Here is a 24,684-nt window from a genome sequence, read left to right as displayed (position 1 = left end):
CCCGGGCGGTGCCGCGCGACGGCGGCCCCTAGCCTGAGCGGCGATGACCGAGCCCAGCGTCCCTCCCGCCGCCCCTCCGGCCGTTCCCTCGGCCACCGCGCCGCCGACCGCACCCGTTCCCACGGGCGCCACCGCGGCGACCGCCGTGCCCGCCGCCGGACCCGCCGTCCCGCCGGACGGGTCGCTCCCGCCCGGGCAGCGGCCCACCGGCCCGCTGCCCGGCCGCCCCCCGGCGCCGCCCGCGCCCACGCCGTCCGCGGTGCCGTCCCCGGCCCACCGGCGCTCCGGCCCGATGACCCGGATGGGCCCGTGGGCGCCGGTCGCCGGGGCCGTGCTGGGCCTGGTCGCGGGTCTGCTCGCCGCGCTGCTGCTGGCCGGCCGCGCCGACGCCTTCGCCGAGGAGCTGGCGCTGGTGCTGCTCGTCGTCGGGCTGACGCTGCTCGGCGCGGCCGGGGTGCTGCTGGCCGACGAGGTGCGGCTGGTCCGCCGCGGCACCCGGGAGGCCGGCGTCCGCCCGTCCTGGGTCGAGGCCACGGCGGGGCTGGTCAACGGGCTCACGCCGGCGCGGCTGCTGCTGGCCACCTCGGCGTTCGTGCTGTTCCTGGCCGCCTACACCGGCCGCTGAACGGGTCCGCCTAGGCGACGGTGTCGGGGTCGCGCAGGGTCGCGGGGTCCAGCCGGCCCTCGACGATGTCGTCGGCGACGTCGTCGACCACCCGGCCGGTGGCGAAGGCGTGCGCGCGCAGCACCGTCAGGGTGTCGACGACGTCGAGGCCCAGCGCGACCGTGGCCACGCCGGTGGCCTGCCACACCCGGCTGCGGCGGCGGGCGTCGGGGGAGTCCCACCACCGGGCGCCCTCGTCGGCCGGCGCCGCCCCGGACGAGCGCACCATCTCCTCGGTCAGCACCAGCAGCGCGGCCTCGACGTCGTCGCGCGGCACGGACGTGAGGGTCTCCAGCTCGCGCGCGTAGAGGTCGACGATCACCGTCGGCCCCAGCGGCGGCGCCAGCGGCAGCGAGAACACCGCCCGGAAGGGCGTCTCGCCCAGCAGCGCGGTGTGCAGCTCCGGCCAGTTGCGGTTGATGTCCTCGATGTCGAAGACGATCGCCTGACCGGTGTCGTGGGCGCGCAGGCACGGGCCGTCGCCGGCGGTGAACTGCAGCTGCTCGGCGTGCGAGGTCGTGCGGTCGCTGGCGCCGATCGGCGTCCGCAGACCCGCGCCCTCGTGGATGCTCAGCGCGGCGCCGTCGACCCCGACCGCCTGGGCGAACGCCCGGGCCAGCCGCGAGGGCGCCATCTCCGGGCCGGTCTCGTCCTGGGTCGCGGGCTCCTGCAGCGCCTGGAGGAACCGTCCCGCCGCGTCGTTGCTCGTCACCGTCTGCCGTCCTCCTTCTCCGCCGTCCACCATCGTGCCCCAACCCCCGCGGCACCACCCCGGGGGCCTCAGCGGTAGGCGTCCACCGCCAGCACCACCGCCAGGCCCAGCCCGGCCAGGCCGATCAGGCGGCGCAGCAGGGCCTGCGGCGCGCGGCGCACCACCCGCGGTCCCAGCCGGCCGCCGGCCAGGCAGCCCAGGGCCAACGGGAGCACCGCGCTCCACACCACGGGGGCGAGCACCACGAAGCCGACGGCGGCCACCGCGTTGGCCACCCCCAGGACGACGTTCTTGAAGGCGTTGCTGCGCGGCAGGCCCTCGCCGGTGCCCAGCAGGAACAGCGCCAGCAGCAGCACGCCGGCCGCGGCGCCGAAGTAGCCGCCGTAGACGGCCACCAGCGCCGTCCCGGCGACCAGCCACCACGGGTCACGGCGTCGGTGCCGGCGCGCTCCCTCGGCGGCCAGCTCGCGCGGCGGGCGCTGCAGCACGATGGCCAGCGCCGCCCCGCCGATCAGCACGGGCACCAGCCGCTCGAACGCCTCGGCCGGCGTGACGAGCAGCAGCCCCGCGCCCGCGGCCCCGCCGAGCACCCCGGCGGCGACCAGGGGCAGCATCCGGCGGCCCTGCCCGGACAGCTCCGGCCGCGAGGCGCTCACCGACCCGACGCTGGTGAGCACCAGCGCCACGGTGTTGGTGACGTTGGCGGTCACCGGCGGCAGCCCGGTGGCCAGCAGCGCCGGGTAGCTGACCAGCGAGGCGAGCCCGGCGATGCTCCCCGACAGGCCCGCGCCGATCCCCGCCAGCACCAGCAGGAGCCACTCGAGGACGCTCACGGGCGTCGGGGTCGGCGGGCGGGCATCCGGACGAGCCTGTCACGGCGGCCGGCGCACGCTCCTCACCGGGCCAGCAGCACGCCGACCGCGACCGCGCCGAGCACGACGATCGCCGCCCGCAGCACCGCCTGCGGCAGCCGCCGGCCGTAGCGCGCCCCGAGCGGCCCGCCCGCCGCGGAGCCGGCCGCGACGAGCGCCGCGGCCGGCCAGTGCACCCGGTCGGTGGCCACGGCGACGTAGACCAGCGCCGCCACCGCGTTGACCGTCGAGCTCAGCACGTTCTTCAGCGCGTTGAGCCGCTGCAGCGGCTCGGCCAGCAGCAGGCCGAACAGGCCCACCTGGAGCACGCCCTGGCTGGCGGCGAAGTAGCCCCCGTAGCTGCCGGTCGCGTACGCGGCGGCGACCAGCCCGGCCAGCCGCGGCCCGCGCGGGGGAGCGCCCGGCGCCGGCTGCCGCGCCGCCAGCCGGCGGGTCAGCAGCGGCTGCACCGCGACCAGCACCACGGCCAGCCCGACCAGCGCCGGCACCACCGCCTCGAACGCCGCCGCCGGCAGGTGCAGCAGCAGGACCGCGCCGGTGAGCGCGCCCAGCGCCGAGGCCGGCACCAGCCGCAGCAGCAGCCCGCGCTGCCCGGCCAGCTCCCGCCGGTAGCCCACCGCGCCGCCGACGCTGCCGGGCACCAGCCCGAGGCTGTTGGAGATGCTCGCCGTCACCGGCGGCAGGCCGGTGGCGAGCAGGACGGGGAAGGTCACCAGCGTCCCCGAGCCGACGACGGCGTTGATCGCGCCCGCGGCCAGTCCCGCGGCGGCGACCGCGAGCGCCTCCAGCGGGGTCACGCGGTCACCGCCGCCGGGCCGTCACGCCAGGCCGGTGACCGTGGCGAGCAGGGCGTCGTCGAGCGGCCGGTCGGCGTAGACCAGGCGGACGGCGGCCGGGTCGGGGTTGCCGGCGTCCGGGCCGCGCCAGGCCAGCGTCAGCCCGGCCCGCTCGGCCCGCGCCCGGGAGCGCTCGTTGTGCTCGAGCAGGTAGGCGACCACCGGGCGGTCCGGGGCGACGGCGTGCGCGGCGTCCAGCGCGGCGGTCACGAGCTCCCCGGCCAGCCCGTGGCCCCACGCGGGCGGGGTGAAGCGGTAGTAGAGGTTCCACCACGAGGTGCCGGGCGGGCAGGCGCAGCCGCCGGTGCCCACCACCTGGCCCGGCCGCAGCGCCGGCACGTCGGCGTCCTCGCGCAGGCGGGCGGTCCAGTAGCCGAGCCCGGCGTGCGCCCAGTCCGCCAGGGAGTGCCCGATCCGGGTGGCGACCTGCTCGCGCGAGGTGACCCGGCCCGAGGGCAGGTGCGTCCAGGTACCGGGGTCGGACAACAGCGCGTAGTGCTCCTCGAGGTCGCCCGGGACGACGGCGTCCAGCCGCAGCCGCGGGGTGGTGACCGGGCTCAGGTCCACGCGTCGTCCCTCCGGCCGGCGCCCACGACCCGCAGCACGAGCTCGCCTGCCTCGTCGGAGGCGCCGAGGTCGACCTCGGCGTCGATGCCCCAGTCGTGGTCGCCGGCCGGGTCGTCGACGATCTGCCGCACGCGCCAGAGCCCCGGCGTGCTGCGGTCCCACACCAGCAGGCCGGGCCCGCGGGCGTCGGCGCCGGTGCCCACCTCGTCGTGCTCGGCGAAGTAGGCCCGGACCACCTCGCCCCAGCGCTCGGCGTCCCAGCCCGCGCCCGAGTCGAGCTCGCCCAGGTCGTACCAGCGGCGCCGGGCCCACAGCTGCACCCGGGAGAACAGGGCGTTGCGGACCATCGCGGTGAACGCCCGCTCGTTGCCGGTGAGCGGCCGGGCCCGGGCCGGGACGGCCACCGGTTCGTCGAGGGGCTGGTCGGGGCTGGTCAGCTGCTCCCACTCGTCGAGCAGCGACGAGTCGACCTGCCGGACCAGCTCGCCGAGCCACTCGACGACGTCGGTGACCTCCTCGGTGCGCGCCGCGGCCGGGACGCCGGAGCGCAGCGCCTTCACCGCGTCGGATAGGTACCGCAGCACCGCGCCCTCGGAGCGGGTGAGGCCGTAAACCGAGACGAACTCGCGGAAGGTCATCGCCCGCTCCCACATCTCGCGGACGACGGCCTTGGGCGACGGGTGCGCGTCGCGTGCCCACGGGTTGCTGCGCACGTAGACGTCGAAGGCGTGCTCGAGCAGCTCCTCCAGCGGCTTCGGGTACGTGACGTCCTCGAGCAGCTCGATGCGCTCCTCGTACTCGATGCCCTCGGCCTTCATCTGCGCGACCGCCTCGCCGCGGGCCTTGTTCGCCTGCGCGGCCAGCACCTGCCGCGGGTCGTCGAGGGTGGCCTCCAGCACGCTGACGACGTCGAGGGCGAAGGTGTCCGAGTCGGGGTCGAGCAGCTCGACGGCGGCCAGCGCGAACGTCGACAGCGGCTGGTTGAGGGCGAAGTCCGGGGGCAGGTCGACCGTCAGCCGATAGCGCCGGCCGTCCGGCTCGGGCTCGTCGAGCCGTTCCAGGACGCCGGCCTGCAGCAGCGAGCGGGCGATCCCGATCGCCTCGCGGACGTGCCGCAGCTGCCGCTTGCGTGGCTCGTGGTTGTCGGTGAGCAGGCGGCGCATCGCCGCGACGGGGTCGCCGGGCCGGTCGACGACGTCGAGCAGCATCGCCGTCGACACCCGGAAGGAGCTCGACAGCGGCTCCGGCTCGGCGGCGACCAGGCGCTCCATCGTCGCCTTCGACCACGGCACCATCCCCTCGGGCGCCTTCTTCCGCACCAGCTTGCGGCGCTTCTTGGGGTCGTCGGCGACCTTCGCGAACTGCCGCAGGTTCTCCACCTCGTGCTCGGGGGCCTGCACGACGACGGTGCCCGCGGTGTCGTACCCGGCGCGGCCGGCCCGCCCGGCGATCTGGTGGAACTCGCGGGCGTTGAGCAGCCGGGTGCGGGTCCCGTCGTACTTGCTCAGCGCGGAGAACACGACGGTGCGGATGGGCACGTTGATGCCGACGCCGAGGGTGTCGGTGCCGCAGATGACCTTGAGCAGGCCGGCCTGGGCGAGGGTCTCCACCAGCCGCCGGTACCGCGGCAGCATCCCGGCGTGGTGGACGCCGATGCCGTGGCGCACCAGCCGGGACAGCGTCTGCCCGAACGCCGAGGTGAACCGGAACCCGCCGATCGCAGCGGCGATGGCCGCCTTCTCCTCCTTCGAGGATACGTTGACGCTCATCAGCGCCTGCGCCCGCTCCAGCGCCTGGGCCTGGGTGAAGTGGACGACGTAGACCGGCGCCTGCCGGGTGTCGAGCAGCTCCTGGATCGTCTCGTGCGCGGGCGTCGTCGCGTACCAGTGGTGCAGCGGGACCGGGCGCTCGGCGGAGGCGACCAGCGCGGTGGGGCGGCCGGTGCGGCGGGTGAGGTCCTCGCGCAGCCGGGTGGTGTCGCCCAGCGTCGCGCTCATCAGCAGGAACTGCGCGCGGGGCAGCTCCAGCAGCGGCACCTGCCAGGCCCAGCCCCGGTCGGGGTCGCCGTAGAAGTGGAACTCGTCCATGACGACGAGGCCGACGTCGGCGTCGGCGCCCTCCCGCAGCGCCACGTTGGCGAGGATCTCGGCGGTGCAGGCGATGACCGGGGCGCCGGCGTTGACGCTCGCGTCGCCGGTGAGCATGCCGACGTTGGCCGCGCCGAAGACGCCGCACAGCGCGAAGAACTTCTCGCTGACCAGCGCCTTGATCGGCGCGGTGTAGAAGCTGCGCCGTCCGGCGGCCAGGGCCGCGTACTGCGCGCCGGTGGCCACCAGGGACTTGCCCGACCCGGTCGGCGTCGCCAGGACGACGTTGGCGCCGCTGACCAGCTCGATCAGCGCCTCCTCCTGGTGCGGGTACAGCGGCGTGCCGCCGTCCTCGGCCCAGCCGGCGAAGGAGGTGAACAGCTCGTCGGCGTCGTCGCCGCGCGCGCGCAGCGCCGAGAGGTCGCCGGGGTCGTCGAGCAGGGGGAGGGGAGCCGTCGCGGTCATCGTGGGGACAGCGTGCCCGACGGCCGCGGCCTTCCCGCCGGGGCTCCCGGGCGGGGTCCCGGCAGGGTCTCCGCGTCACGAAACGGTAACGACCGGTGCAGATCGGGTGTGAGGTGGCCGACTCGGGGAGAGAAGGTGAACAATGGGTTAACGGGAGGTGGATGCAACCATGCGAGTCGAGGAACGACCCCTGATCCGGTGGGTGCCCGTCGTGGACCGGCACGGTCACCGGCACATGGAGATGCGCTGGGACGCCGTCGCGCTCGGCGCGCCGGCCGAGGCCCCGCGGCTGGGCAAGACGGCCTGACGGCCGGTCGGGTTCTGCCGCCGGGTGTGCGGGTAGGCGGACGGCGACGCGGTACGGGGGAGACCACCCCGTCCACCGCGCGCCGCCCGCCTGTCCGCGCACCGAGGAGCACCCGTGTCGTCACCCCGCCCCGAGTCCCAGCCCGAACAGCAGCAGACCCCGCCCGGCACGCTGGGCGAGATGGACCCGAAGCCCGACCACGGCGAGGAGACCTACCGCGGGTCGGGGAAGCTGACCGGCAAGGCCGCCGTGGTCACCGGCGGCGACAGCGGCATCGGCCGCGCGGTCGCGATCGCCTTCGCCCGCGAGGGCGCCGACGTCCTGATCAGCTACCTCAGCGAGCACGAGGACGCCGAGGACACGAAGAAGTACGTCGAGGAGGCCGGCCGCACGTGCGTGCTGGTGCCCGGTGACATCTCCGACCGGGCGCACGCGAAGACGATCATCCCGAAGGCCGTCGAGGCGTTCGGCAAGGTCGACGTCCTGGTCAACAACGCCGCGTTCCAGATGAGCCACGACTCGCTGGAGGAGGTCCCCGACGAGGAGTGGGACCACACCCTCGCCACGAACCTGACGGCGATGTTCGTGCTCTGCAAGGACGCGATCCCGCACATGCCCTCGGGCGGGTCGATCATCAACTCGTCGTCGGTGAACTCCGACATGCCGAGCCCGAGCCTCGCGCCCTACGCGATGACCAAGGCCGCCATCGCCAACTTCACCGCGAGCCTGGCGCAGATGTACGCCGAGAAGGGCATCCGGGCCAACAGCGTGGCGCCCGGACCGGTGTGGACGCCGCTGATCCCCTCGACCATGCCCGAGGAGAAGGTGGCCAGCTTCGGCCAGCAGGTGCCGATGGGCCGCGCCGGGCAGCCGGCCGAGCTCGCGCCGGTGTACGTGCTGCTGGCCAGCGACGAGGCGTCCTACGTCTCCGGCGCCCGGGTCGCGGTCACCGGCGGCAACCCGATCCTGTAGCGGCGCGCCCGCGACGATCAGGGTCCCTGATCCCCGGGCGTCCTCCCTCACGTCCCACCGTGGGGGAGGACGCCGCACGATCAGGGACCCTGATCGTGGCGCAGTGCCCCCGCGAGCCCCGCGATCCCGGCCGGGCCGACCCGGCAGCAGCCGCCCACCAGCCGCGCGCCGGCCGCCACCCACCCCGGGACGGCGGCCGGGTCGACCCCGCCGGTGCCGGTCCAGCGCCGCGCCACGGCGTCCCAGCCCTCGCCGCTGTTCGGGTAGGCCACCAGCGGCAGCCCCGCGCCCGCCGCCGCCCGCAGCGCCGCCGGCACGCCCGCCGGGTCGGTGCAGTTGACCCCGACCGCGACCACGGCGCCCACCCCGCGCGCCATGCCGAACACCTCCGCCGCCGGCTCCCCGCGCCGGGTGCGCGCGACGCCGTCGCCGTCGACCACCGTGGTCAGCGACAGCCACACCGGCACACCCAGGGCCTCGGCCTCGGCCAGCAGCGCCTCGGCCTCGGCCGCCGCGGGCACCGTCTCGCAGGCCAGGACGTCGGCCCCGGCCTCGGCGAGCGTGGCCATCCGCGGCCGGTGGAACGCCCGCAGCCGGGCGACGCCGACCTCGTCCGCATAGGCGCCGGTGTACTCGGAGCCGTCGGCGAGCGCGGCGCCGTAGGGCCCCACCGAGCCGGCCACCCAGGACCCCGGTGCCCCACGCCGCGCGAGCTCCACGGAGCGGGCCACCAGCGCCAGCGCCTCCGCGCGGTCGAGGCCGGCGGCGGCGAACCCCTCGACGGTCGCCTGGTAGCTCGCCGTCGTCGCCACCTGTGCGCCGGCCGCGGCGAACGCGGCGTGCGCGGCCACGACGGCGTCCGGGTCGTCGCGCAGCAGCCGCGCCGACCACAGCGCCGAGGACACGTCGTGCCCGCGCGCCTCGAGCTCGGTGGACAGCCCGCCGTCGAGCAGGACCGGACCGGCGGCCAGCGCGGCCGGCAGGGGGGTGGTCACCGCACCATCCTGCGCCCGCCCGGCAGACTGGACGGCGTGCCCGCTGCCGACGACGCCGCCGGTGACCTCCCGGTCACCGGCTCCCTCGTCGTCCCCGCGGCGGCGCTGTCGTGGCGGTTCTCCCGCTCGTCGGGCCCCGGCGGGCAGGGCGTCAACACGGCCGACTCGCGGGTGGAGCTGTCGGTGTCGCCGCTGGAGCTGCCGACGCTGACCGACGCGCAGCGCGACCGGCTGGCCCGGCGGCTGGCCGGCCGGCTGGTCGACGGCGTGCTGACCGTCACCGCGAGCGAGCACCGGCAGCAGCTGCGCAACCGGCAGGCCGCGCGCGAGCGGCTGGCCGCGGTGCTGCGCGCTGCCCTGGCGCCGCCGCCTCCCGCCCGCCGTCGCACCAAGCCGACCCGCGGTTCGCAGGAGCGGCGCATCCAGGCGAAGAAGCAGCGCGGCGAGCTCAAGCGGTCCCGCCGCCGGTGGGACTGACCTCCGCCCGGCGGCGCTCCAGGAACGCCCGCTCGGTGGCGTTGCCGACCAGCGCGATCGCCTCGCCGTAGGCCGCGGCCGCCTCGGCGTCCCGGCCCAGGCGGCGCAGCAGGTCGGCCCGGACGGCGGGCAGCAGGTGGTGGCGCGGCAGGGCGAGCGCGTCGGCCAGCGCCAGCCCCGCGGCGGGCCCCTCGACCTCGGCCACCGCCACCGCCCGGTGCAGCGCCACGACCGGTGAGGGGGCCAGCGCCATCAGCAGGTCGTAGAGCGCGACGACCTGCCGCCAGTCGGTCGGCGGGTCGCTGTGCACCGCCTGGATCGCGGCCTGCACCTGGTAGGGCCCGGGCGCGTCCCGGCGCAGGCAGCGCCGGACGAGGTGCTGCCCCTCGGCGACCAGGGCGGCGTCCCAGCGTCGCCGGTCCTGCTCGGCCAGTGGCACCAGCTCCCCGGACGCCGACACCCGCGCGGGCCGGCGGGACTCCACCAGCAGCATGAGCGCGAGCAGGCCCAGGGCCTCGGTCTCGTCGGGCATCAGCTCGACCAGCGCCCGCCCCAGCCGGATCGCCTCGGCGCACAGGTCGGTGCGGACGAGCTCCGGCCCGGCGCTGGCGGTGTGCCCCTCGGTGAAGACCAGGTAGACCACGGCGAGCACGCCCGCGAGCCGGTCGGGCAGGTCGGCCTCGGCGGGCACCCGGTAGGGGATCCGGGCGTCGCGGATCTTCGCCTTCGCCCGCACCAGGCGCTGCGCCATCGTCGCCTCGGGGACGAGGAAGGCGTGCGCGATCTCGGCGGTGGTCAGCCCGCCGACCAGCCGCAGCGTCAGCGCGACGCGGGCGGCGGGCGCCAGCGCGGGGTGGCAGCAGGTGAACAGCATGCGCAGCCGGTCGTCGCGCACGGCGCCCTCCTCGGGCGGGGGATCCGGGTCGTGCAGGAGCGCCGCGGCGCGGTGGCGGTCGGCCCGGCTCGACTCGCGGCGCAGCCGGTCGATCGCCCGGTTCCGCGCGGTGGTGACGATCCACCCGGCCGGGCTGGGTGGCACGCCGTCGGCCGGCCAGCGCTGCACGGCGGTGGCGAAGGCGTCCTGGACCGCCTCCTCGGCGGCGTCGATGTCGCCGAGGAGGCGGGTGAGGACGGCGACCGCGCGCCCGTAGGACGCGCGGAACACCGCCTCGACGTCCGGTGCGGGCATGCCGCTCAGGGGCGGCCCGAGCCGTCGTGGAACGGCCGCACCTCGATGGGCAGGGTGGTCGCGGCGACCAGGCGCCGGCCCCACACCAGCGCGGCGTCGAGGTCCGGCACGTCGATCACGGAGAAGCCGCCGACGTGCTCCTTGCCCTCGGCGAACGGCCCGTCGACGACCAGCACGTCCCCGTCCCGGGGTCGCAGGGTCGTCGCGACCGCCGGCGGGAGCAGGCCGCCGCCGAACACCCAGCAGCCGGCGTCGACCATCGCCCGGTGCACCGCGTCGGTGTCCCGCACGATCGGCTCCAGGACCTCGGGCGGGGGCGGGGTCCCGTCCCCGGGCTGGACCACGGTGAGCAGGTAGTGCGGCATGGGATCTCCTCGGGTGGGCGGCCGGCACCGTACCGGCCCTGCACCCCCTGTACGAACGAGGCAGCCCCGGATCGACAGCCCGCCCGGGACGGTCCTACAGCTCGGGCATCGGGACGCCGGGCGGACGGACGGCGACCCACAGCGGCAGCGCGCCGTCGGCCGAGCGCGTCGCCTGCACCACCTCGAAGCCCAACCCGCGGGCGAAGCGCACCACCGCCCACGCGGGGGCGACCAGCGCGGCGGGGACGCCGTCGCGGTCGCAGCGGGCCAGCACCGGCGCGAGCACCGCGCCGCCGAGGCCGCGACGGCGGGACCGCGGCCGGGTGGCGAGTGCGCGCAGCCGCCAGTGCGGCCCGTCCGGCAGCACCGCGGCGAGCGCGGCGTCGGTGGCCGCGACCGCGCCGGCGCGGTCGGCGTGCAGCCGCGGCACCTCGCGGTCCAGCGCCGCGGCGACGTCCCGCGGCAGCGGGGCGGCGGCTCCCTCGGGGGCCTGCCAGGAGGCGACGGCGTCGGCGTCCGCGCTGACCCAGGTCGTTCCGGTGGCCACCCCGCGGTGGGCGTCGAGCTCGGCGAGCCGGGTCAGCCGCTGCGTGCGCCCGTCGGCCGGCAGCGCCCAGCGCACCCAGCGCGACTCCGCCAGCGCCACGGTCAGGGTGACCGCGATCCGCGGCACGTCGCGCGGCTCGGCCGGCCGGACCACGGGGACGCCGACGTGCACGGTCGGCCCGGGCTCGCTCATGCCGCCATGACACCACGGGTGCGGCGGCCGGGCCCGGACACGGCGACGGGGCCGGCCCGTGGTGGGCCGGCCCCGTCGGGGTGCTGCTGTGCCGTGCTGGCCCCCCGGCAGGGGGGCCGTGGTCAGCGGCCGATCTTGCCGTCGTTGTCGCGGTCGAGGGCGTCCTTGGCCTTCTGCACGAAGCCGCGCTCGTCCCGCCCGGTGGTCCCGGTCGTGGTGCCGGTGCCGGCCACGCCGGTGGTGCCGCCGTCGACCTCGATCTCCTCCTTGCGCACCTGCTCGGTGACCTGCTGCTGCTCGGTCACCGTCTGGGTGTCCAGGCGGACCCGCTCGACCGGGGTGGCCTCCTTGGACACCACGGGGCGCTCGGCGTGCAGGACGACCTCGTGCTCCTCCTCGGAGATGGCCGGCCCGTCCATCGCCTTGCCGTAGTTGGCGTCGGTGATGGGCTCGCGCTCGACCCGGACCTCCTCGTGGGAGACCGGCACGGTCTGGGACACGTTCTCGGTGACCACGTACTTGCGCAGCCGCGCCCGGCCGGCCTCGACCCGCTGGGTGCCCACGTTGAGGTGCTCCTCGGAGCGGGTCATCGCCGTGTCTGTGGTCGGGCCGGAGGTGTCGTGACCGACGGTGCCGCGGGTCTCGAGGTCGTCGCGGATGCCGTCGCGGTCCCGGTCCACGCCGAGGCCGGCGGTGCCGGTCGTCGTGCCGGTCGTGGTGCCGGTCGTCGTGCCAGTGGTCATGGCCTGGCCGGTCGTGGTGCCCGCGGTGCCCACGCCGTAGTACCGGTACAGCTCCTGCTCCTCCTGCGGGGACAGGTGGCCGTCGGTGTCGATGCGCGGCGCGTCCTTGATCTTCGCCTTGTCGTACGGGAAGCGGACCTGGTTGCCGCTGACCTCGGCCTGCGCCAGCGGGACGAAGGTCTCCTTGGTGCCGAACAGGCCGGTGTTCACCGTGGCCCACTCCGGGCGGCCGGTCTCGTCGTCGAGGTAGACCTCGCCGATCTTGCCGATCTTGTCGCCGTCGTTGTCGATGGCGGTGGTGCCGATGACGGTGCTGATCTGCTGTTCGGTGATCACGTGCACTCCTCACGGATGGGGATCAGGTACGGCCGGCTCCCTCAGGCGTCCGGATGCCGGGGTCAGCGGGCCACGACAGCCATGCCCCGGCGCTTTACGACGTAAACCCGTTCACCCGGAGTTCTCGCCGGGGACACGTCCCTCGGCCCGCACCGACGCCAGCCGCTCGAGCAGGTTCTCGAGCGACTCCTCGAACTCCGCCGCGGACTCGTCCCGGGACAGCAGCTCCTCCAGCTCGACCACCAACGGGTACTCGCTCAGGTCGGTGCCGGTGCCCGGGACGCCCTCCGGGGCGTCCTCCGCGTTGATCTGTACCCCCTTCTGGGACACCTCCAACAACAGGTGCCCGAGCAGGAAGCTGGAGTAGGCGCGGTAGGCCGCCACCGCCGCCTCGGCGCTGAACCCGTTGTCGGTCAGCACCGTGAGGAAGGACTCGATCCAGCGCAGGCTGCGCAGCGGGGGGCGGATCCACGGGGCCGCCGGGGGTCGGGTGGCGACCAGCGGGAACACCTCCGGGTGGGCGAGGGCGATGCGCCGGACGCCGTGGGCCAGGCGCTGGAGGTAGTCCTGCCAGCCGTGCGCGGCGTGCAGGTGCACCTCCGGGTCGCCGTAGAGCTCGTCGACGACGGTCTCGACGACGCCGTCGAGCAGCTGCTCGCGGCCGGGCACGTAGCGGTAGAGGGCCATGGCCTCGACGCCGAGGTGCGCGCCCAGGCGGCGCATGGTGAGCGCGGCCAGGCCGTGCCGGTCGATGTACTCGAGGGCTGCGCCGAGGATGCGCCGGCGGTCGAGCCCCGTCCGGCCGGTGACCGGGGGACCCGCGGGCACGACGATCCTGCCCCCCTCCGGGGAGTCGCGGTCGGGGCGCCACATCGGGATGGTGTCCTCGCCGTCCACGTGCACCTCCCGCCGCCTCGTGTCCCGGGCCCCCGTGGCACCGGGTGTCATCCTCCTCGCGCGGCGTCCGCACCAGGGTCGGTGCCCGCGCGGCGGTCCTCCGGAACGCGCCGTGACGGTCGTCGTCGGCACGCGGTGTGCCCACGTCGCGGCCCGGAGGCGCCCGTGGCCGCGATACGTGCACGGAGCGCGCACGGCCGCCGGGCGCCCGGTACCACCCCGCCGGAGCCGCCCCGACCGTAGGCTCGGCCCGCCCCGGGAGGCGCCCATGACCGTCGTGCGGATCAGCACAGCGCCGGTGTCGGTCGACGACCTGCTCGCCGTCGTCGACGGCGCCCGGGTGGAGCTGGACCGGCCGGCGCTCGACCGCGTCGCCGCCGCGCGGGCGGTGGTCGACGACGCCCTCGCCGCCGGCACCGCCGTCTACGGCCTGACCACCCAGGTCGGCCACCTGCGCGACACCCGGCTGACGGCGGAGGAGATCCACCGCGAGCAGCAGTTCCTCGTCCTGTCGCACGCCGGCGGGATCGGGCCGCCGCTGCCGGTGCCCGTGGTGCGCGCCGCCCTCGTCGTGCGGCTGGCCGGCATCGCCCGCGGCGGGTCGGGTGCCTCGCCGGCGGTCGCCGAGACGCTGGCGGCGATGCTGAACGCCGGGGTCCACCCGGTCGTGCCGGGGACCGGCTCGGTGGGTGCGGCCGACATCGGGCAGATGGCCGGGATGGCGCAGGTCGCCGTCGGGCTGGGCCGGGCCGAGTACCAGGGGCAGGTGCTGGCCGGCGGGGAGGCGCTGCGGCGGGCCGGGATCGCGCCGCTGGTCCTCGCCGGCAAGGACGGGCTGGCGCTGATCTCGGCCAACGGGGTGTCGGTGGGCCAGGCGGCGCTGGTGGTCGCCCGGGCGGCGCGCGCCGCGGAGGCCGCCGACGTCGCGGCGGCGGTGTCGATGGAGGCGACGCGGGCCAACCCCTCGGTCCTGCACCCCGCCGTCGGCCGGGCCAAGCCGGTCCCCGGGCAGGTCGCCGCCGCCGACCACCTCCGGCACCTGCTGGCCGGCAGCGCGCTGCTCGGGCCCGACGGCGCCGCGTCGGTGCAGGACGCGCTGTCCTTCCGGGTCGTCCCGCAGGTCCACGGGGCGCTCCGGGAGTACGTCACCGTCCTGCGCACGGCGGTGGAGACCGAGCTGGCCGCCGCGGCGGACAACCCGCTGGTGTCGGTCGAGGACGGCACGCTGCTCAGCAACGGCAACTTCCACCCGATGGTGCTCGCCATCGCCGCCGACGCGCTGCGCATCGCCCTCGCCCAGGTCGGCCAGCTCAGCGAACGCCGCCTGGGCCACCTGTGGGCGGCGTTCTTCGGCCAGATGACCGGCCCGCCGTCCTCGGCGGCGTACGGCCTGGCGCTGCGCTACCCCGCGGCCGCCGTCATGTCCGAGCTCCAGCAGCTGGCCGCGCCCGCGACCCTGGACACCCCGCCGCTCGACCTGGGCATCGAGGACCACGCCACCGGCGCCCCGGTGAGCGTCCGCAAGGCCGACGCCGCGCTCGGGCTGCTGGAGGACGTCCTCGCCGTCGAGCTCCTGCTGGCCTCCGACGTCCTCGCGACGGCGCCGGCCCGGGCCGCCCTGGGCGCGGGGACGTCGGTCGCGGTGGAGCTGGTCGCGGAGACGGTCGCCGCGGCCGAGCCGTACCCCGACGCCGTCCACCGGGCGCTGCGCGCACGCTTCCCCGGTCCCGCGCGGGCGGGCACCGGCTCCTGAGGATCAGGCGAGGTCGGCCAGGGCGGCGGCGACCGCCTGGTCGCGGACGAAGTCCAGCGCCAGCAGCCGGTGCACCAGCACGCCGCGGCGGGTCAGCCGCAGGTCGGCCGGGCGCAGCCGCGGCAGGGCGGCACCGCCCGGGCGCGGGGTGGCCGGCGGCGGGTCGAGCAGGCCCCCGCGCTGCAGGTCGCCGAGGTCCTCCAGGGCGCCCCAGGCGGTCCAGCCGCGCGGGTCCTGCGGCACCGGCGTCATCGGCAGCGGGGTGCGCTCGCGCCGGCCGACGGCGGCCAGCAGCACCAGCTGGCGTCCGGTGAGGGCGCCGGCCAGGGACAGGCCGCGGGCGACGACGGCGGCGTCGAGGTCGGGGGAGACGGCGGCCTCGGCGAGCAGGTAGCCCAGGTGCCGCACCCGCCACTCCTCGGTCGCCGCCCGCGCGGCCAGCACCACCGCCTCGCCGATCTCGTCGGCCGGCGCGCGGCCGCCGGGCCCGGGGGCGAGGAAGCCGTCGGTGCGCACCGCCCGGCCCTGCGCGGCGCGGGTCACCGACAGCTCGGCGGCGAAGGCCAGCGCGGCGCCGGCCCGGCAGCGGGCGCGGGAGGAGACGGGTGCGGACGGGTCGGCGTCGGCCGCGGCCGCGGTGCGGCGCAGCCACGCCGCCAGCCCGCCGTCCAGCCGCACCCGGGCCGAGCCGTCGTCGAAGACCAGGCCGGCTGCCGTGCGCGCCATCGACCCGGCCACCAGCTCGCCGGCCTCCACCAGGGCCCGTCCCGGTGCGGTGTCCGTGTGCTCAGCCACGGCGACGATCATCGCCCGCCGCGCTCCCCGCCGTCGGCCGGGGAGTTCGTCCCCTCCCCACAGCGGGGCAGTCGGCCCGGTCACCCGGCCAGGCGGTGCCCGTCCTCGACGGTCTCGACCAGGCCCGGCCCGAGCGCCGAGCGGAGCCGCGCCAGCGCCGGTGCGACCGCGCCGCCGTCCGGCAGTGCCCGCGCCAGGCCGGCGTCGGCCACCACGGCACCCGGGTGCGCGGCCAGCGCCCGCAGCACCGCCAGCGGACCGGGCGGCAGCTCCACCAGCCGGCCGCCGACCACGGCGGCGTGCCCGCGCACCTGCAGGTCGGTGCCGCCGGCCCGCAGCACCGGGTCGCGGGCGGGCAGCCGGGCCACGACCTCGCGGGCCAGCGCGCCCAGCCGCGCCCGCTCGGGCTGCACGGTGCTGACGCCGGCGGCCTCCAGCGGCCCTGCCGTCACCGGGCCGACGGCGACCGGCAGCACCCGGTCGCGCAGCGCGGCCACGAGATCCGCGCGCCGGCCCAGCCCGTCGGCCACCGACAGCAGCGCGGCCGCGGCCGGGGCGCTGGTGAAGGTCACCGCGTCGACCTCGCGTGCGGCCACCGCGCCGACCAGCCGGTGCAGCGGCGCGAGGTCCGCGGGCAGCACCCAGCGGTAGACCGGCACGGTGAGCACCTCGGCGCCGGCGGCGCGCAGCGCCGCGACGAACCCGTGCAGCGGGTCGCCGTGCAGCTGGACGGCGACCCGGCGCCCGGCCAGCGGACCCTCGGCGCCCGACAGCAGGTGCTCGAGCACCTCGTCCGACGACTCCGACGCCGGCGACCACGCGTCGACCAGCCCGCCGCCGCGGATGGCGCCGCGGGCCTTGGGACCGCGGGCGAGCACCCGGGCGCCGCGCAGGTGCTCCACCAGCGGCAGGCCCCGGCCCGCGGCCGCCTCCAGCCACCCGCGGAAGCCCACGCCGGTGGTGGCCACGACGAGGTCGACCGGTGCGGCCAGCACGGCCCCGGTGGCGGCGGCCAGCTCGGCGTCGTCGGCCAGCGGCACGATCCGGATGGCCGGCGCGTACACGACCCGCGCGCCGCGGCGCTCGAGCAGCGCACCGAGTTCCTCCCGCCGCCGCTCGGCGGTGACGGCGACGGTGTAGCCCGCCAGCGGGGCCGGGCCGGTCGGGTCGGCGTCGGGCAGCGCGGTCACCCGACCATGGTGCGCGGCCGCCGGGGCCGGTGTCGGCCGGGCCCGCTCAGCGCGGCCGCGCCACCGTCCAGGTGGGCACCGCCCCGCCGTCGCCCACCACCAGGCCGCGGCTGGCCAGCAGCCGCAGGTGGGCGTCGGTCTCGGTGACGGCGAAGATCCGCATCCGCCGCGCGTACTCCGACCACGGCCGCGACCAGGTCAGGTGCGCGGCCAGCTGCCACGGGGTGCTGCCCGGGTGCGCGCGCACGGCGGCCAGCAGCTCGCCCAGCCGCCGCTCGTGGTGGGCGCACAGCTCCTGCGCCCGCTCGGCCAGCCCGCGGAAGCGCCACTCGTGCCCCGGCAGCACCTCGGCGGCCGGCTGCGCGGTGACCGCCTCCAGCGAGCCGAGGTAGTCGCGCAGCGGGTCGGCGGCCCCGCCCGGGTGGGTCGACACGTTCGGGCTGATCCGCGGGAGCACGTGGTCGCCGGAGAAGAACAGGCCGCCGTCCTCGTCGGCGAAGCACAGGTGGCCGGGGGTGTGCCCGGGCGTGTGCACGGCGCGCAGCGACCAGCCGGGCAGGTCGGCGCGGTCGCCGTCCTCGAGCAGCCGGTCGGGCCGGGCGAGCCGCCGCCAGCCCACCCGCTGCTCGGGCGTGCCGGCGTCGGCGCGGGCGTCGGCCTCGGGGGCGCCGAGGCCGACGAGGAAGGCCACCTCGCGCTCGATCGAGGTCTCGGGGGAGCGCTCGCGCAGCGTGGCCAGCGCCGCCGCGTCGGCCGGGTGCATGGCGATCCACGCGCCGGAGGCCTCGCGCACCCGCGCGGCCAGCCCCACGTGGTCGAGGTGCATGTGGGTGACCAGGACGCCGCGCACGTCGGAGACGCCGGCGCCCAGGCCGGTCAGCCCCGCGCACAGCGCCGCCCAGCTGTCGTCGGCGTCCCAGCCGGTGTCGACCAGGCCGAGCCCGCCGCCCGCGAGCTCCAGCACGTAGGCGTTCACCCACCGCAGCGGGCCGCCCATGGGCACGGGCACCGACCACAGCCCCGGGCGCACCCGCTCGACCGCGGGCACGGTCCGCTCGCGCCACGCCGTCCGCTGCGCCTGCCCGGTCACCTCCACGCCCGGGCACTCTGCCAGCCACCGCCCGGCGCGGGGACTGGGAGCATGAGGGACGTGCCGACGACGCCCGCCGCCGTGACCGCCGTGCCGCGCCGCCTGCGCCTGATGTGCGGGATCGCCGCCGCACTGGTCGTGGGCGTCATGACGGTCGTGGCCGTGCTGCTGACGTCGTCGTCGACCGGGGTGATCACGTTCGGCCTGGTCGACCAGGTCGCGATCGCCGGCCTCGGGCTGTTCGTCGGCGCCGCCGTCCTGCTCGCCGGCGCCTCGCGGGTGGACGCCGACACCGCCGGGGTGCGGGTGCGCAACGTGCTCGTCCGGCACGAGCTGCCGTGGGAGGCGGTCCGGGCGGTGCGCTTCGACCGGCACTCGTCCTGGGCCTCCCTGGAGCTCGCCAACGGCGACGAGATCGCCGTGCTCGCCGTGCAGGCGGTCGACCGCCGGCGGGCCCTGGACGCCGTCGACGGGCTCCGGGCACTGCTGGCCGCGCACCAGGCGCAGCAGCCCGCGAAGCCCCCGCTCCTCTACGACGACTGACGAGGACCTTCCTCGCCCAGGACGGCGGCGGGGAGGGAATGACCGGCGTCCTCGCGACGCTGTAGCATAGGCACGCCTCCCCGCTACAAGAGGCGCGTGAACCACCATCCAGCGGCCCTGCCCCGGGCCGCTGACCAAGAGGAGCCCGCTCCCACCTGGCGCCGTCGAGGTGCCCAGGTCCCGGTTCGCGGAGGACCGTCCCACCCGGGCCGGTCCCTCGCGACGTGCACGGCCCGGCGACGGGTCCCGTGCCGCACCGGCGAGACGGGCCCTGTGAGCACACCGCTCACGGGGCCCGAGTCCTTCCCGGTGCCGGATGGGCGCGACTCCTCCCGTGTGAAGAGCAGAGGAGAGGCCATCACCGAGCCCCGTATCAACGACCGTATCCGCGTCCCCGAGGTCCGCCTGGTCGGGCCCGAGGGCGAGCAGGTCGGCATCGTGCCGATCGGCGAGGCGCTGCGACTGGCGCAGGACTCCGAGCTGGACCTCGTCGAGGTCGCGCCGATGGCCCGTCCGCCGGTCGTCAAGCTGATGGACTACGGGAAGTTCAAGTACGAGTCCGCGCAGAAGGCCCGCGAGGCCCGGCGGAACCAGGCGCTCACCGTCATCAAGGAGATGCGGCTGCGCCTGAAGATCGACCCGCACGACTACGAGACCAAGAAGGGCCACGTCGAGCGCTTCCTGCGGAGCGGCGACAAGGTCAAGATCACCGTGATGTTCCGCGGTCGCGAGCAGTCGCGGCCCGAGATGGGCTACCGACTGCTGCAGCGGCTGGCCGCCGACGTCGCCGAGCTCGGCGTCGTCGAGTCCAACCCGAAGCAGGACGGCCGCAACATGGTCATGGTGATCGCCCCGCACCGGAACCAGGCCGCCACCGACGGCGCCCGGCGCCAGGCGAAGGCCGACCGGGCCGCCGAGGGACAGACCCCGACGGCCTGAGGCCACGCAGGACCGCACCACCGAGACGGCCGGCGCCGTCGCGGCAGTCCCGTGCTGCCGCGCGGCGCCGACAACCACGAACGAGGACGACGAGGACATGCCGAAGCAGAAGACCCACAAGGGCACCGCCAAGCGGGTGCGCGTGACGGGCACCGGCAAGCTCATGCGCGAGCAGGCCAACAACCAGCACAAGTTCGAGCACAAGTCCTCGCGGCGCAAGCGCCGGCTGGAGAAGGACCAGGTCCTGAGCCCGGCCGACTCGAAGACCCTCAAGAAGCTGCTGGGCATCTGAGCCCCCGCCTCCCGTAACCAGTAAGGAGTTCTCACGTGGCACGCGTGAAGCGGGCGGTCAACGCCCAGAAGAAGCGCCGCACCGTCCTGGAGGCCGCCAGCGGCTACCGCGGTCAGCGCTCGCGCCTGTACCGCAAGGCCAAGGAGCAGATCCTCCACTCGGCCACCTACAACTACCGCGACCGCAAGGTGCGCAAGGGTGACTTCCGCAAGCTGTGGATCACCCGCATCAACGCCGCGGCGCGGCAGAACGACATGACCTACAACCGGTTCATGCAGGGCCTCAAGCTGGCCGGCATCGAGCTCGACCGCCGCGTGCTCGCCGAGCTCGCGGTCAACGAGCCGGCCGCCTTCGCCGCGCTGGTGGAGACCGCCCGCGCCGCCGTCGCCGCGGCTCCGGCCGGCGGCGAGCAGGCCGCCTGAGGCAGGGCCGTACCGGCACCACGTGACGCCGCCGGCGTCCGGTCCCTCGGGGCCGGCGTCGGCGGCGTCGCCGTGTGCGGGCACGCTCCTCCCGGTCGAGATCACGTGATCTCGACGGCCGAGAGCGCCGTAGACGTCGACATCGCGTGATCTCGACGGGACAGGGGAGGGACGACGACGTGCGCGAGCTGCTGACCGAGCGGTCGGCGCGGGTCGCCGCCGCGCGGAAACTGACCCGGCGGGCCGGCCGCGACGCCACGGGCGCCTTCCTCGCGGAGGGCCGTCAGGCGGTGTCCGAGGCGCTGGCCACCGCGCCCGGCGACGTCCGCGAGGTCTTCGCCACCGAGGCCGCCGCGGCCGCGCACCCCGACCTGCTGGCCGCCGCCCCGGTCCCCGTCCGGCTGGTCACCGAGAAGGCCGCCGCCGGGCTGTCGGAGACGGTGACGCCGCAGGGCCTGGTCGCCGTCTGCGCGCTGCGCGACGTCCCCGCCGACCGGCTGGCCGCCGACCCGCCCGCGCTCACCGTCGCCCTCGCCGGCCTCGCCGACCCCGGCAACGCCGGCACCGTGCTGCGCACCGCCGACGCCTGCGGGGCCGGCGCGGTCGTCTTCGGCGCCGGGTCGGCCGACCCCTACGGCGGCAAGGCGGTGCGCTCCAGCGCCGGGAGCCTGTTCCACCTCGACGTCGTCCGCGGGGCGCCGCTGGGCCCGCTGGTCGCCGGCCTGCAGGGGCGCGGGGTCACCGTGCTCGCGGCCGACGGCGGCGGCGAGACCGCCCTCGACGAGCTGGGGACCACGCTGGCCGGGCCGGTGCTGTGGCTGTTCGGCAACGAGGCCCGCGGCGTGCCACCGGAGCTGGCCGGCGCCGCCGACGCCCGGGTGCGCATCCCGATGCGCGGCCGCGCCGAGAGCCTCAACCTGGCCGCCGCCGCGGCGATCTGCCTCTACGCGACACAGCTCGCGCAGGGCTGACCGCCGCGGCGGGCGGTCAGGGCAGCGCGGGCGCCGCCGGAGGGGGCACCGCGGCGGCCGCGGCCCGCGCGGTCGCCGCGCGGGCGGCCGCGCCGCGGGTGGCGGCCTTGCGGTCGTACATGCGCAGGTCGGCCCGGTGCAGCAGGTCGGCGAACACCACGCCGTCGTCCGGGCACACGCCCACGCCGATGCTCGCGCCCAGCGAGACCTCGGTGCCGCGCAGCGTGACCGGCCGGCGGATCGAGGCGGCGAGCTCGTCGGCCACCCGGCCCGCCTCGGCCGCCGCGGTCTCCGGCCGCAGGTCGGGCAGCGCGACGAGGAACTCGTCCCCGCCGAGCCGGGCGAGCAGGTCCCGCCGCCGGACGCGGTCGCGCAGCCGCCCGGCGACCACCTGCAGCAGCTCGTCCCCGGCCGCGTGGCCCAGGGCGTCGTTGACCGCCTTGAACCCGTCGAGGTCGACGAACAGCAGGCCGAGCGCGTCGCCGCGGGCGCGGGCCTCCCAGATCGCCGTCTCCACCTGCTCCTCCAGGCGCCGCCGGTTGGGCAGGCCGGTCAGCGGGTCGGTGCAGGCCAGCTCCTGGATGCGCGCCAGCGCGGCCTGCGTGCGGTCGCGCTCGCGCACCAGCGCCCGCTCGGCCTCGACCCGGGCGGTGACGTCGACCTGCACGCCGATGTACTGCACGACCGACCCGTCGGCGTCGTGCACAGGGGCCAGGTGCAGCTCGTTCCACCACGGCGTGCGCTCGGGGCCGCGCAGGTTGAGCACCGTCTCCCGGCAGGAGGCACCGGTCTCGACCGCCGCGCGGATCCGGGCCACGGCACCCTGGTCGGTGTCGGGGCTCTGCAGCAGCCGGCAGTTGCGGCCGAGGATCTGCTCGGCGGACAGGCCGGCCAGCTCCCGGAACGCCGCGTTGGCGTAGACGATCGGCTGGTCGGGCAGCCGCATGTCGACCACGGTGACCCCGCTCGGCGTGGCCTCCAGCGCCCGGCGCAGCAGCACCTCGGCGTTCGTCGTCCCCACGGCCAGCCCGCCCGCGGGCCGGCCCGCCGGTGCTGCCGCCGGGGGCACGTGCCCGGCCGGGGGCTCCGGCACCGCACCGGCCCGCGGGGCGACCCGCGACAGCAGCGACGACGCCGCCCGCGACACGGTGTCCCGGTCGTAGGTGAGCGCGTACTCGAAGGTGCGCTCGGCGTCGGGGCCGTCGTCGCCGAGGTCGCGGGCGAGCAGCGCGGCGCTGAAGTGCGGGGACAGCACGGCGACGTCCCACTCGCCGCGGACCGGGTCGGCCGGGTCGAGGTGGGTGCCGCGCAGGCCGGGCAGCGGCTCGACCGGCAGGTCCTCGCCCAGCGCGCAGACGAAGCCGGTGCGCTCGACCAGGTCGCGGTAGCGCTGGGTGGTGGAGACGGTGAAGTGGCGCGCCTCCTGGAAGGTCGCGGCGACGACGCAGGTCTCGCCCAGGCGCAGCGCCTCCCGCTCCAGCTGCTTGGACAGCTCGATCAGCAGCGCCTTGGGCGCCCGCCGCAGCGGCGTGCCGTCGGGCAGGCAGGCGAACGGCGACACCGCGCCGAGCGCACCGGCCGGCAGGCCCGCGCCGGGCAGCACCAGCTCGCCGACGGTCAGGTCGGGCGCGGCGCCGGGAGCCGGGCGGCCGAACAGCCAGCCCTGCGCCAGCGTGGCGCCGAGGCCGCGGGCGGTGCGCAGGTGGCGCTCGTCCTCGATGCCCTCGGCCAGGACCACGGCGCCGCTGCGCTCGGCGTAGGCGTTGACCGCGTTCATGATCTCGGCGATCTGCGGACCCGGGCGCTCCTGCACCAGCCGCAGGTCGAGCTTGACGACGTCGGGGCGCAGCAGCGGCAGGAACGCCAGCGACATCGACTCCGCGCCGACGTCGTCGACGGCCACGGCCCAGCCCAGCTCGCGGACCCGCTCGACGGTGCGCAGCAGCTCGGCCGGCCGGGCGGCGATCGCCCGCTCGGTGATCTCCATGACCACGCGGACCTGCCCGGGGGCGCTCTCGGCGATGGCCATCAGGTCCTCGAGGGGAGCGGTGTCGAGGACCTCGGGCTCCACGTTGACGAAGAGGGTCAGGGGCGCGACCAGCCCGGCCTCGACCGCGCCGCGGAAGGCGGCGGCGCGGCAGGCCTCGTCGAGCTCGGCGAGCCGGCCCGCGGTGCGCGCGGCGGCGAACAGCGCGTCGGGCCGCTCCAGCGGGCCGACCGGGCCGCGGGCGAGCGCCTCGTAGGCCACCACCCGCCCGGTGTCGATCTCGACGATGGGCTGGAAGACGCTGCGCACCCCGCGGATGGCGGCCTCCAGCACGGCGTCGGTCGTGGGTCCGGGCTGCCCGGGTGCCTGCGCGGGAACGGTCACGGAGGAGTTCTCGGCAGCGGTGGCGCCGGACGCACCCGGCCGGCCGGCGGGGTCACCCCGAGGGGGCAGGGCTCAGGACGGCAGGGCGATCAGCACCACCGCCGCGGCCGCGACGGCCAGGCCCGCCCGCTGGGCGCCGGCCAGCCGTTCTCGCAGCAGCACCTGGGCCAGCACGACCGTGCTCACCGGGTACAGCGAGGCGAGCACCCCGGTGATCGCCAGCTGACCGCCGGCCTGGGTGGCGAGGAGGAACAGCGCGTTGGCCGCCATGTCGCCCACCCCGGCCAGCAGCACGACCGGCAGCACGCGCCGCGGCACCCGCGGCGACCGCACCGTGGCCAGGGCCAGCCCGCCGACCAGCAGCACCGACACGACCCGCGCCGCCGCCAGCGGGGTGAGCCCGGCGTCGTCGCCGGTGCGCTCGAGCAGCACGAAGAACAGCCCGAACCCGGCCCCCGCCGCCAGCGCCGGCGCGACGGTGCCCAGCCGGGCCGCGCGCAGCGACGCCAGGCCGCCCTCGGCGGCGACCAGGACCACCGCGACCAGCGCCAGCACGATCCCGACCGCGGCCGCCGGGCCGAGCCGCTCGCCGAGGGCCAGCCCGCCGAGCACCGGCAGCGCGGCCGCCGACACCGCCGTCACCGGCGCCACCACGCTCATCACCCCGGCGGCCAGCGCCCGGTAGAACAGCAGCAGCCCGGCGCCCCCGGCGACGCCGGCCACCGCTCCCCACGCCAGGTCGGCGCCCGCGGGCTCCCCGCCCAGCCAGGGCAGCAGCAGCGCGACCACCACCAGCCCGGCGGCCTGCGACACCGCGACGACGGTGGCCGCGGCCGCCCGCCGGCTGGCGAGACCGCCGCAGAAGTCGGCCACCCCGTAGACGACGGCCGAGGCCAGCGCCAGCAGCAACGCCATCCGGTGCGCCTCCCCGTCTCGCTCCTGCCGCCGATCCTGGCAGCCGCCACCGACACCGCCCCGCTCGTCGGGGGGGGGGGGGGGGGGGGGGGGGGGGGGGGGGGGGGGGGGGGGGGGGGGGGGGGGGGGGGGGGGGGGGGGGGGGGGGGGGGGGGGGCCCCGGGCGGGCGGGGGGGGGCC

The 24,684-nt window shown here is 77.1% G+C and carries 25 protein-coding genes; 9 read left to right on the top strand and 16 right to left on the bottom strand.

Translation table 11 applies throughout. The features are described from left to right. The first annotated feature begins 43 nt into the window (after positions 1–43). The gene (locus tag ACI79O_RS20465; RefSeq protein ID WP_456891557.1) at positions 44–625 is read left to right on the top strand and encodes a hypothetical protein; all 582 of its coding nucleotides are present in this window, start codon (positions 44–46) and stop codon (positions 623–625) included. A gap of 10 nt (positions 626–635) precedes the next feature. Here ACI79O_RS20465 and ACI79O_RS20460 read toward each other — a convergent pair whose 3' ends face one another. The 5 genes from ACI79O_RS20460 to ACI79O_RS20440 all read right to left on the bottom strand — a co-directional run bounded on the left by ACI79O_RS20460 (position 636) and on the right by ACI79O_RS20440 (position 6,203). After that, complete coding sequence (locus ACI79O_RS20460) at positions 636–1,376, bottom strand: hypothetical protein (protein WP_456875309.1); 741 nt, start codon at positions 1,374–1,376, stop codon at positions 636–638. 68 nt (positions 1,377–1,444) lie between these two features. Next, positions 1,445–2,209: a sulfite exporter TauE/SafE family protein gene (locus ACI79O_RS20455; RefSeq protein WP_456915046.1), complete on the bottom strand. Its 765-nt coding sequence runs from the start codon at positions 2,207–2,209 to the stop codon at positions 1,445–1,447. Positions 2,210–2,271: 62 nt separating this feature from the next. Beyond that, on the bottom strand, positions 2,272–3,045 hold the full coding sequence (locus ACI79O_RS20450) for a sulfite exporter TauE/SafE family protein (RefSeq protein WP_456915045.1): 774 nt from the start codon (positions 3,043–3,045) through the stop codon (positions 2,272–2,274). Positions 3,046–3,066: 21 nt separating this feature from the next. Continuing rightward, on the bottom strand, positions 3,067–3,651 hold the full coding sequence (locus ACI79O_RS20445) for a GNAT family N-acetyltransferase (RefSeq protein WP_456915044.1): 585 nt from the start codon (positions 3,649–3,651) through the stop codon (positions 3,067–3,069). Then, positions 3,642–6,203, bottom strand: coding sequence for a DEAD/DEAH box helicase (locus tag ACI79O_RS20440; RefSeq protein WP_456915043.1), 2,562 nt, complete (start codon positions 6,201–6,203; stop codon positions 3,642–3,644). The genes ACI79O_RS20445 and ACI79O_RS20440 overlap by 10 nt, the downstream gene beginning before the upstream one ends. A gap of 421 nt (positions 6,204–6,624) precedes the next feature. On the opposite strand from ACI79O_RS20440, the gene ACI79O_RS20435 reads away from it, so the two are divergent. Continuing rightward, on the top strand, positions 6,625–7,482 hold the full coding sequence (locus ACI79O_RS20435) for an SDR family oxidoreductase (protein ID WP_456875315.1): 858 nt from the start codon (positions 6,625–6,627) through the stop codon (positions 7,480–7,482). Between the two features lie 80 nt (positions 7,483–7,562). On the opposite strand, the gene mmuM is transcribed toward ACI79O_RS20435, so the two are convergent. Further along, positions 7,563–8,477, bottom strand: a complete 915-nt coding sequence (gene mmuM / locus ACI79O_RS20430) for a homocysteine S-methyltransferase (protein ID WP_456891567.1) — start codon at positions 8,475–8,477, stop codon at positions 7,563–7,565. Positions 8,478–8,513: 36 nt separating this feature from the next. On the opposite strand from mmuM, the gene arfB reads away from it, so the two are divergent. Next, entirely contained in the window at positions 8,514–8,954 is a 441-nt protein-coding gene (gene arfB / locus ACI79O_RS20425) for an alternative ribosome rescue aminoacyl-tRNA hydrolase ArfB (protein WP_456915042.1), read from the top strand. On the opposite strand, the gene ACI79O_RS20420 is transcribed toward arfB, so the two are convergent. The 5 genes from ACI79O_RS20420 to ACI79O_RS20400 all read right to left on the bottom strand — a co-directional run bounded on the left by ACI79O_RS20420 (position 8,926) and on the right by ACI79O_RS20400 (position 13,223). After that, positions 8,926–10,143 carry an RNA polymerase sigma factor gene (locus ACI79O_RS20420; RefSeq protein WP_456915041.1) on the bottom strand — a complete coding sequence of 406 codons (1,218 nt, stop codon included), beginning with the start codon at positions 10,141–10,143 and terminating at the stop codon, positions 8,926–8,928. The genes arfB and ACI79O_RS20420 overlap by 29 nt on opposite strands. A gap of 5 nt (positions 10,144–10,148) precedes the next feature. Further along, a complete protein-coding gene (locus tag ACI79O_RS20415) occupies positions 10,149–10,508 on the bottom strand; it encodes a YciI family protein (RefSeq protein WP_456891576.1) in 360 nt (119 codons plus the stop codon). Positions 10,509–10,602: 94 nt separating this feature from the next. Then, positions 10,603–11,247, bottom strand: coding sequence for an N-acetyltransferase (locus tag ACI79O_RS20410; protein ID WP_456875320.1), 645 nt, complete (start codon positions 11,245–11,247; stop codon positions 10,603–10,605). 122 nt (positions 11,248–11,369) lie between these two features. Further along, the gene (locus ACI79O_RS20405; RefSeq protein ID WP_456891578.1) at positions 11,370–12,326 is read right to left on the bottom strand and encodes a DUF2382 domain-containing protein; all 957 of its coding nucleotides are present in this window, start codon (positions 12,324–12,326) and stop codon (positions 11,370–11,372) included. Positions 12,327–12,437: 111 nt separating this feature from the next. Further along, entirely contained in the window at positions 12,438–13,223 is a 786-nt protein-coding gene (locus ACI79O_RS20400) for a TetR/AcrR family transcriptional regulator (protein ID WP_456915040.1), read from the bottom strand. Positions 13,224–13,491: 268 nt separating this feature from the next. On the opposite strand from ACI79O_RS20400, the gene ACI79O_RS20395 reads away from it, so the two are divergent. Beyond that, on the top strand, positions 13,492–14,976 hold the full coding sequence (locus ACI79O_RS20395; protein WP_456915039.1) for an aromatic amino acid lyase: 1,485 nt from the start codon (positions 13,492–13,494) through the stop codon (positions 14,974–14,976). Between the two features lie 3 nt (positions 14,977–14,979). Here ACI79O_RS20395 and ACI79O_RS20390 read toward each other — a convergent pair whose 3' ends face one another. From ACI79O_RS20390 to ACI79O_RS20380, 3 genes are all read right to left on the bottom strand, one after another. Continuing rightward, complete coding sequence (locus ACI79O_RS20390) at positions 14,980–15,771, bottom strand: hypothetical protein (protein WP_456891584.1); 792 nt, start codon at positions 15,769–15,771, stop codon at positions 14,980–14,982. Between the two features lie 80 nt (positions 15,772–15,851). After that, the gene (locus ACI79O_RS20385) at positions 15,852–16,961 is read right to left on the bottom strand and encodes a uroporphyrinogen-III synthase (protein ID WP_456915038.1); all 1,110 of its coding nucleotides are present in this window, start codon (positions 16,959–16,961) and stop codon (positions 15,852–15,854) included. 46 nt (positions 16,962–17,007) lie between these two features. After that, the gene (locus ACI79O_RS20380; RefSeq protein WP_456915037.1) at positions 17,008–18,057 is read right to left on the bottom strand and encodes an MBL fold metallo-hydrolase; all 1,050 of its coding nucleotides are present in this window, start codon (positions 18,055–18,057) and stop codon (positions 17,008–17,010) included. 45 nt (positions 18,058–18,102) lie between these two features. Here ACI79O_RS20380 and ACI79O_RS20375 point away from each other — a divergent pair, with 45 nt between their 5' ends. The 5 genes from ACI79O_RS20375 (at position 18,103) to ACI79O_RS20355 (ending at position 21,218) form a co-directional block, all read left to right on the top strand. Further along, positions 18,103–18,594 (top strand): PH domain-containing protein, encoded by a 492-nt coding sequence (locus ACI79O_RS20375; protein ID WP_456891590.1) that lies wholly within the window; start codon positions 18,103–18,105, stop codon positions 18,592–18,594. A 336-nt stretch (positions 18,595–18,930) separates the two neighbouring features. Next, a complete protein-coding gene (gene infC, locus ACI79O_RS20370; protein ID WP_456875328.1) occupies positions 18,931–19,533 on the top strand; it encodes a translation initiation factor IF-3 in 603 nt (200 codons plus the stop codon). A gap of 97 nt (positions 19,534–19,630) precedes the next feature. Continuing rightward, positions 19,631–19,825: a 50S ribosomal protein L35 gene (gene rpmI, locus ACI79O_RS20365; protein WP_456875329.1), complete on the top strand. Its 195-nt coding sequence runs from the start codon at positions 19,631–19,633 to the stop codon at positions 19,823–19,825. A 35-nt stretch (positions 19,826–19,860) separates the two neighbouring features. Continuing rightward, positions 19,861–20,247 carry a 50S ribosomal protein L20 gene (rplT, locus tag ACI79O_RS20360; RefSeq protein ID WP_091367035.1) on the top strand — a complete coding sequence of 129 codons (387 nt, stop codon included), beginning with the start codon at positions 19,861–19,863 and terminating at the stop codon, positions 20,245–20,247. Between the two features lie 179 nt (positions 20,248–20,426). After that, positions 20,427–21,218 carry a TrmH family RNA methyltransferase gene (locus ACI79O_RS20355; RefSeq protein ID WP_456915036.1) on the top strand — a complete coding sequence of 264 codons (792 nt, stop codon included), beginning with the start codon at positions 20,427–20,429 and terminating at the stop codon, positions 21,216–21,218. 16 nt (positions 21,219–21,234) lie between these two features. Here the strand turns inward: ACI79O_RS20355 and ACI79O_RS20350 are convergent, their stop codons facing one another. After that, complete coding sequence (locus tag ACI79O_RS20350; RefSeq protein WP_456915035.1) at positions 21,235–23,589, bottom strand: diguanylate cyclase domain-containing protein; 2,355 nt, start codon at positions 23,587–23,589, stop codon at positions 21,235–21,237. 72 nt (positions 23,590–23,661) lie between these two features. After that, positions 23,662–24,504, bottom strand: coding sequence for an EamA family transporter (locus ACI79O_RS20345; protein WP_456891596.1), 843 nt, complete (start codon positions 24,502–24,504; stop codon positions 23,662–23,664). Positions 24,505–24,684 lie beyond the last annotated feature (180 nt).

Source organism: Geodermatophilus sp. SYSU D00696 (assembly GCF_054050235.1).
Note: the sequence above shows the minus strand (reverse complement) of the source record. Positions and strands in the feature narration are given on the sequence as shown.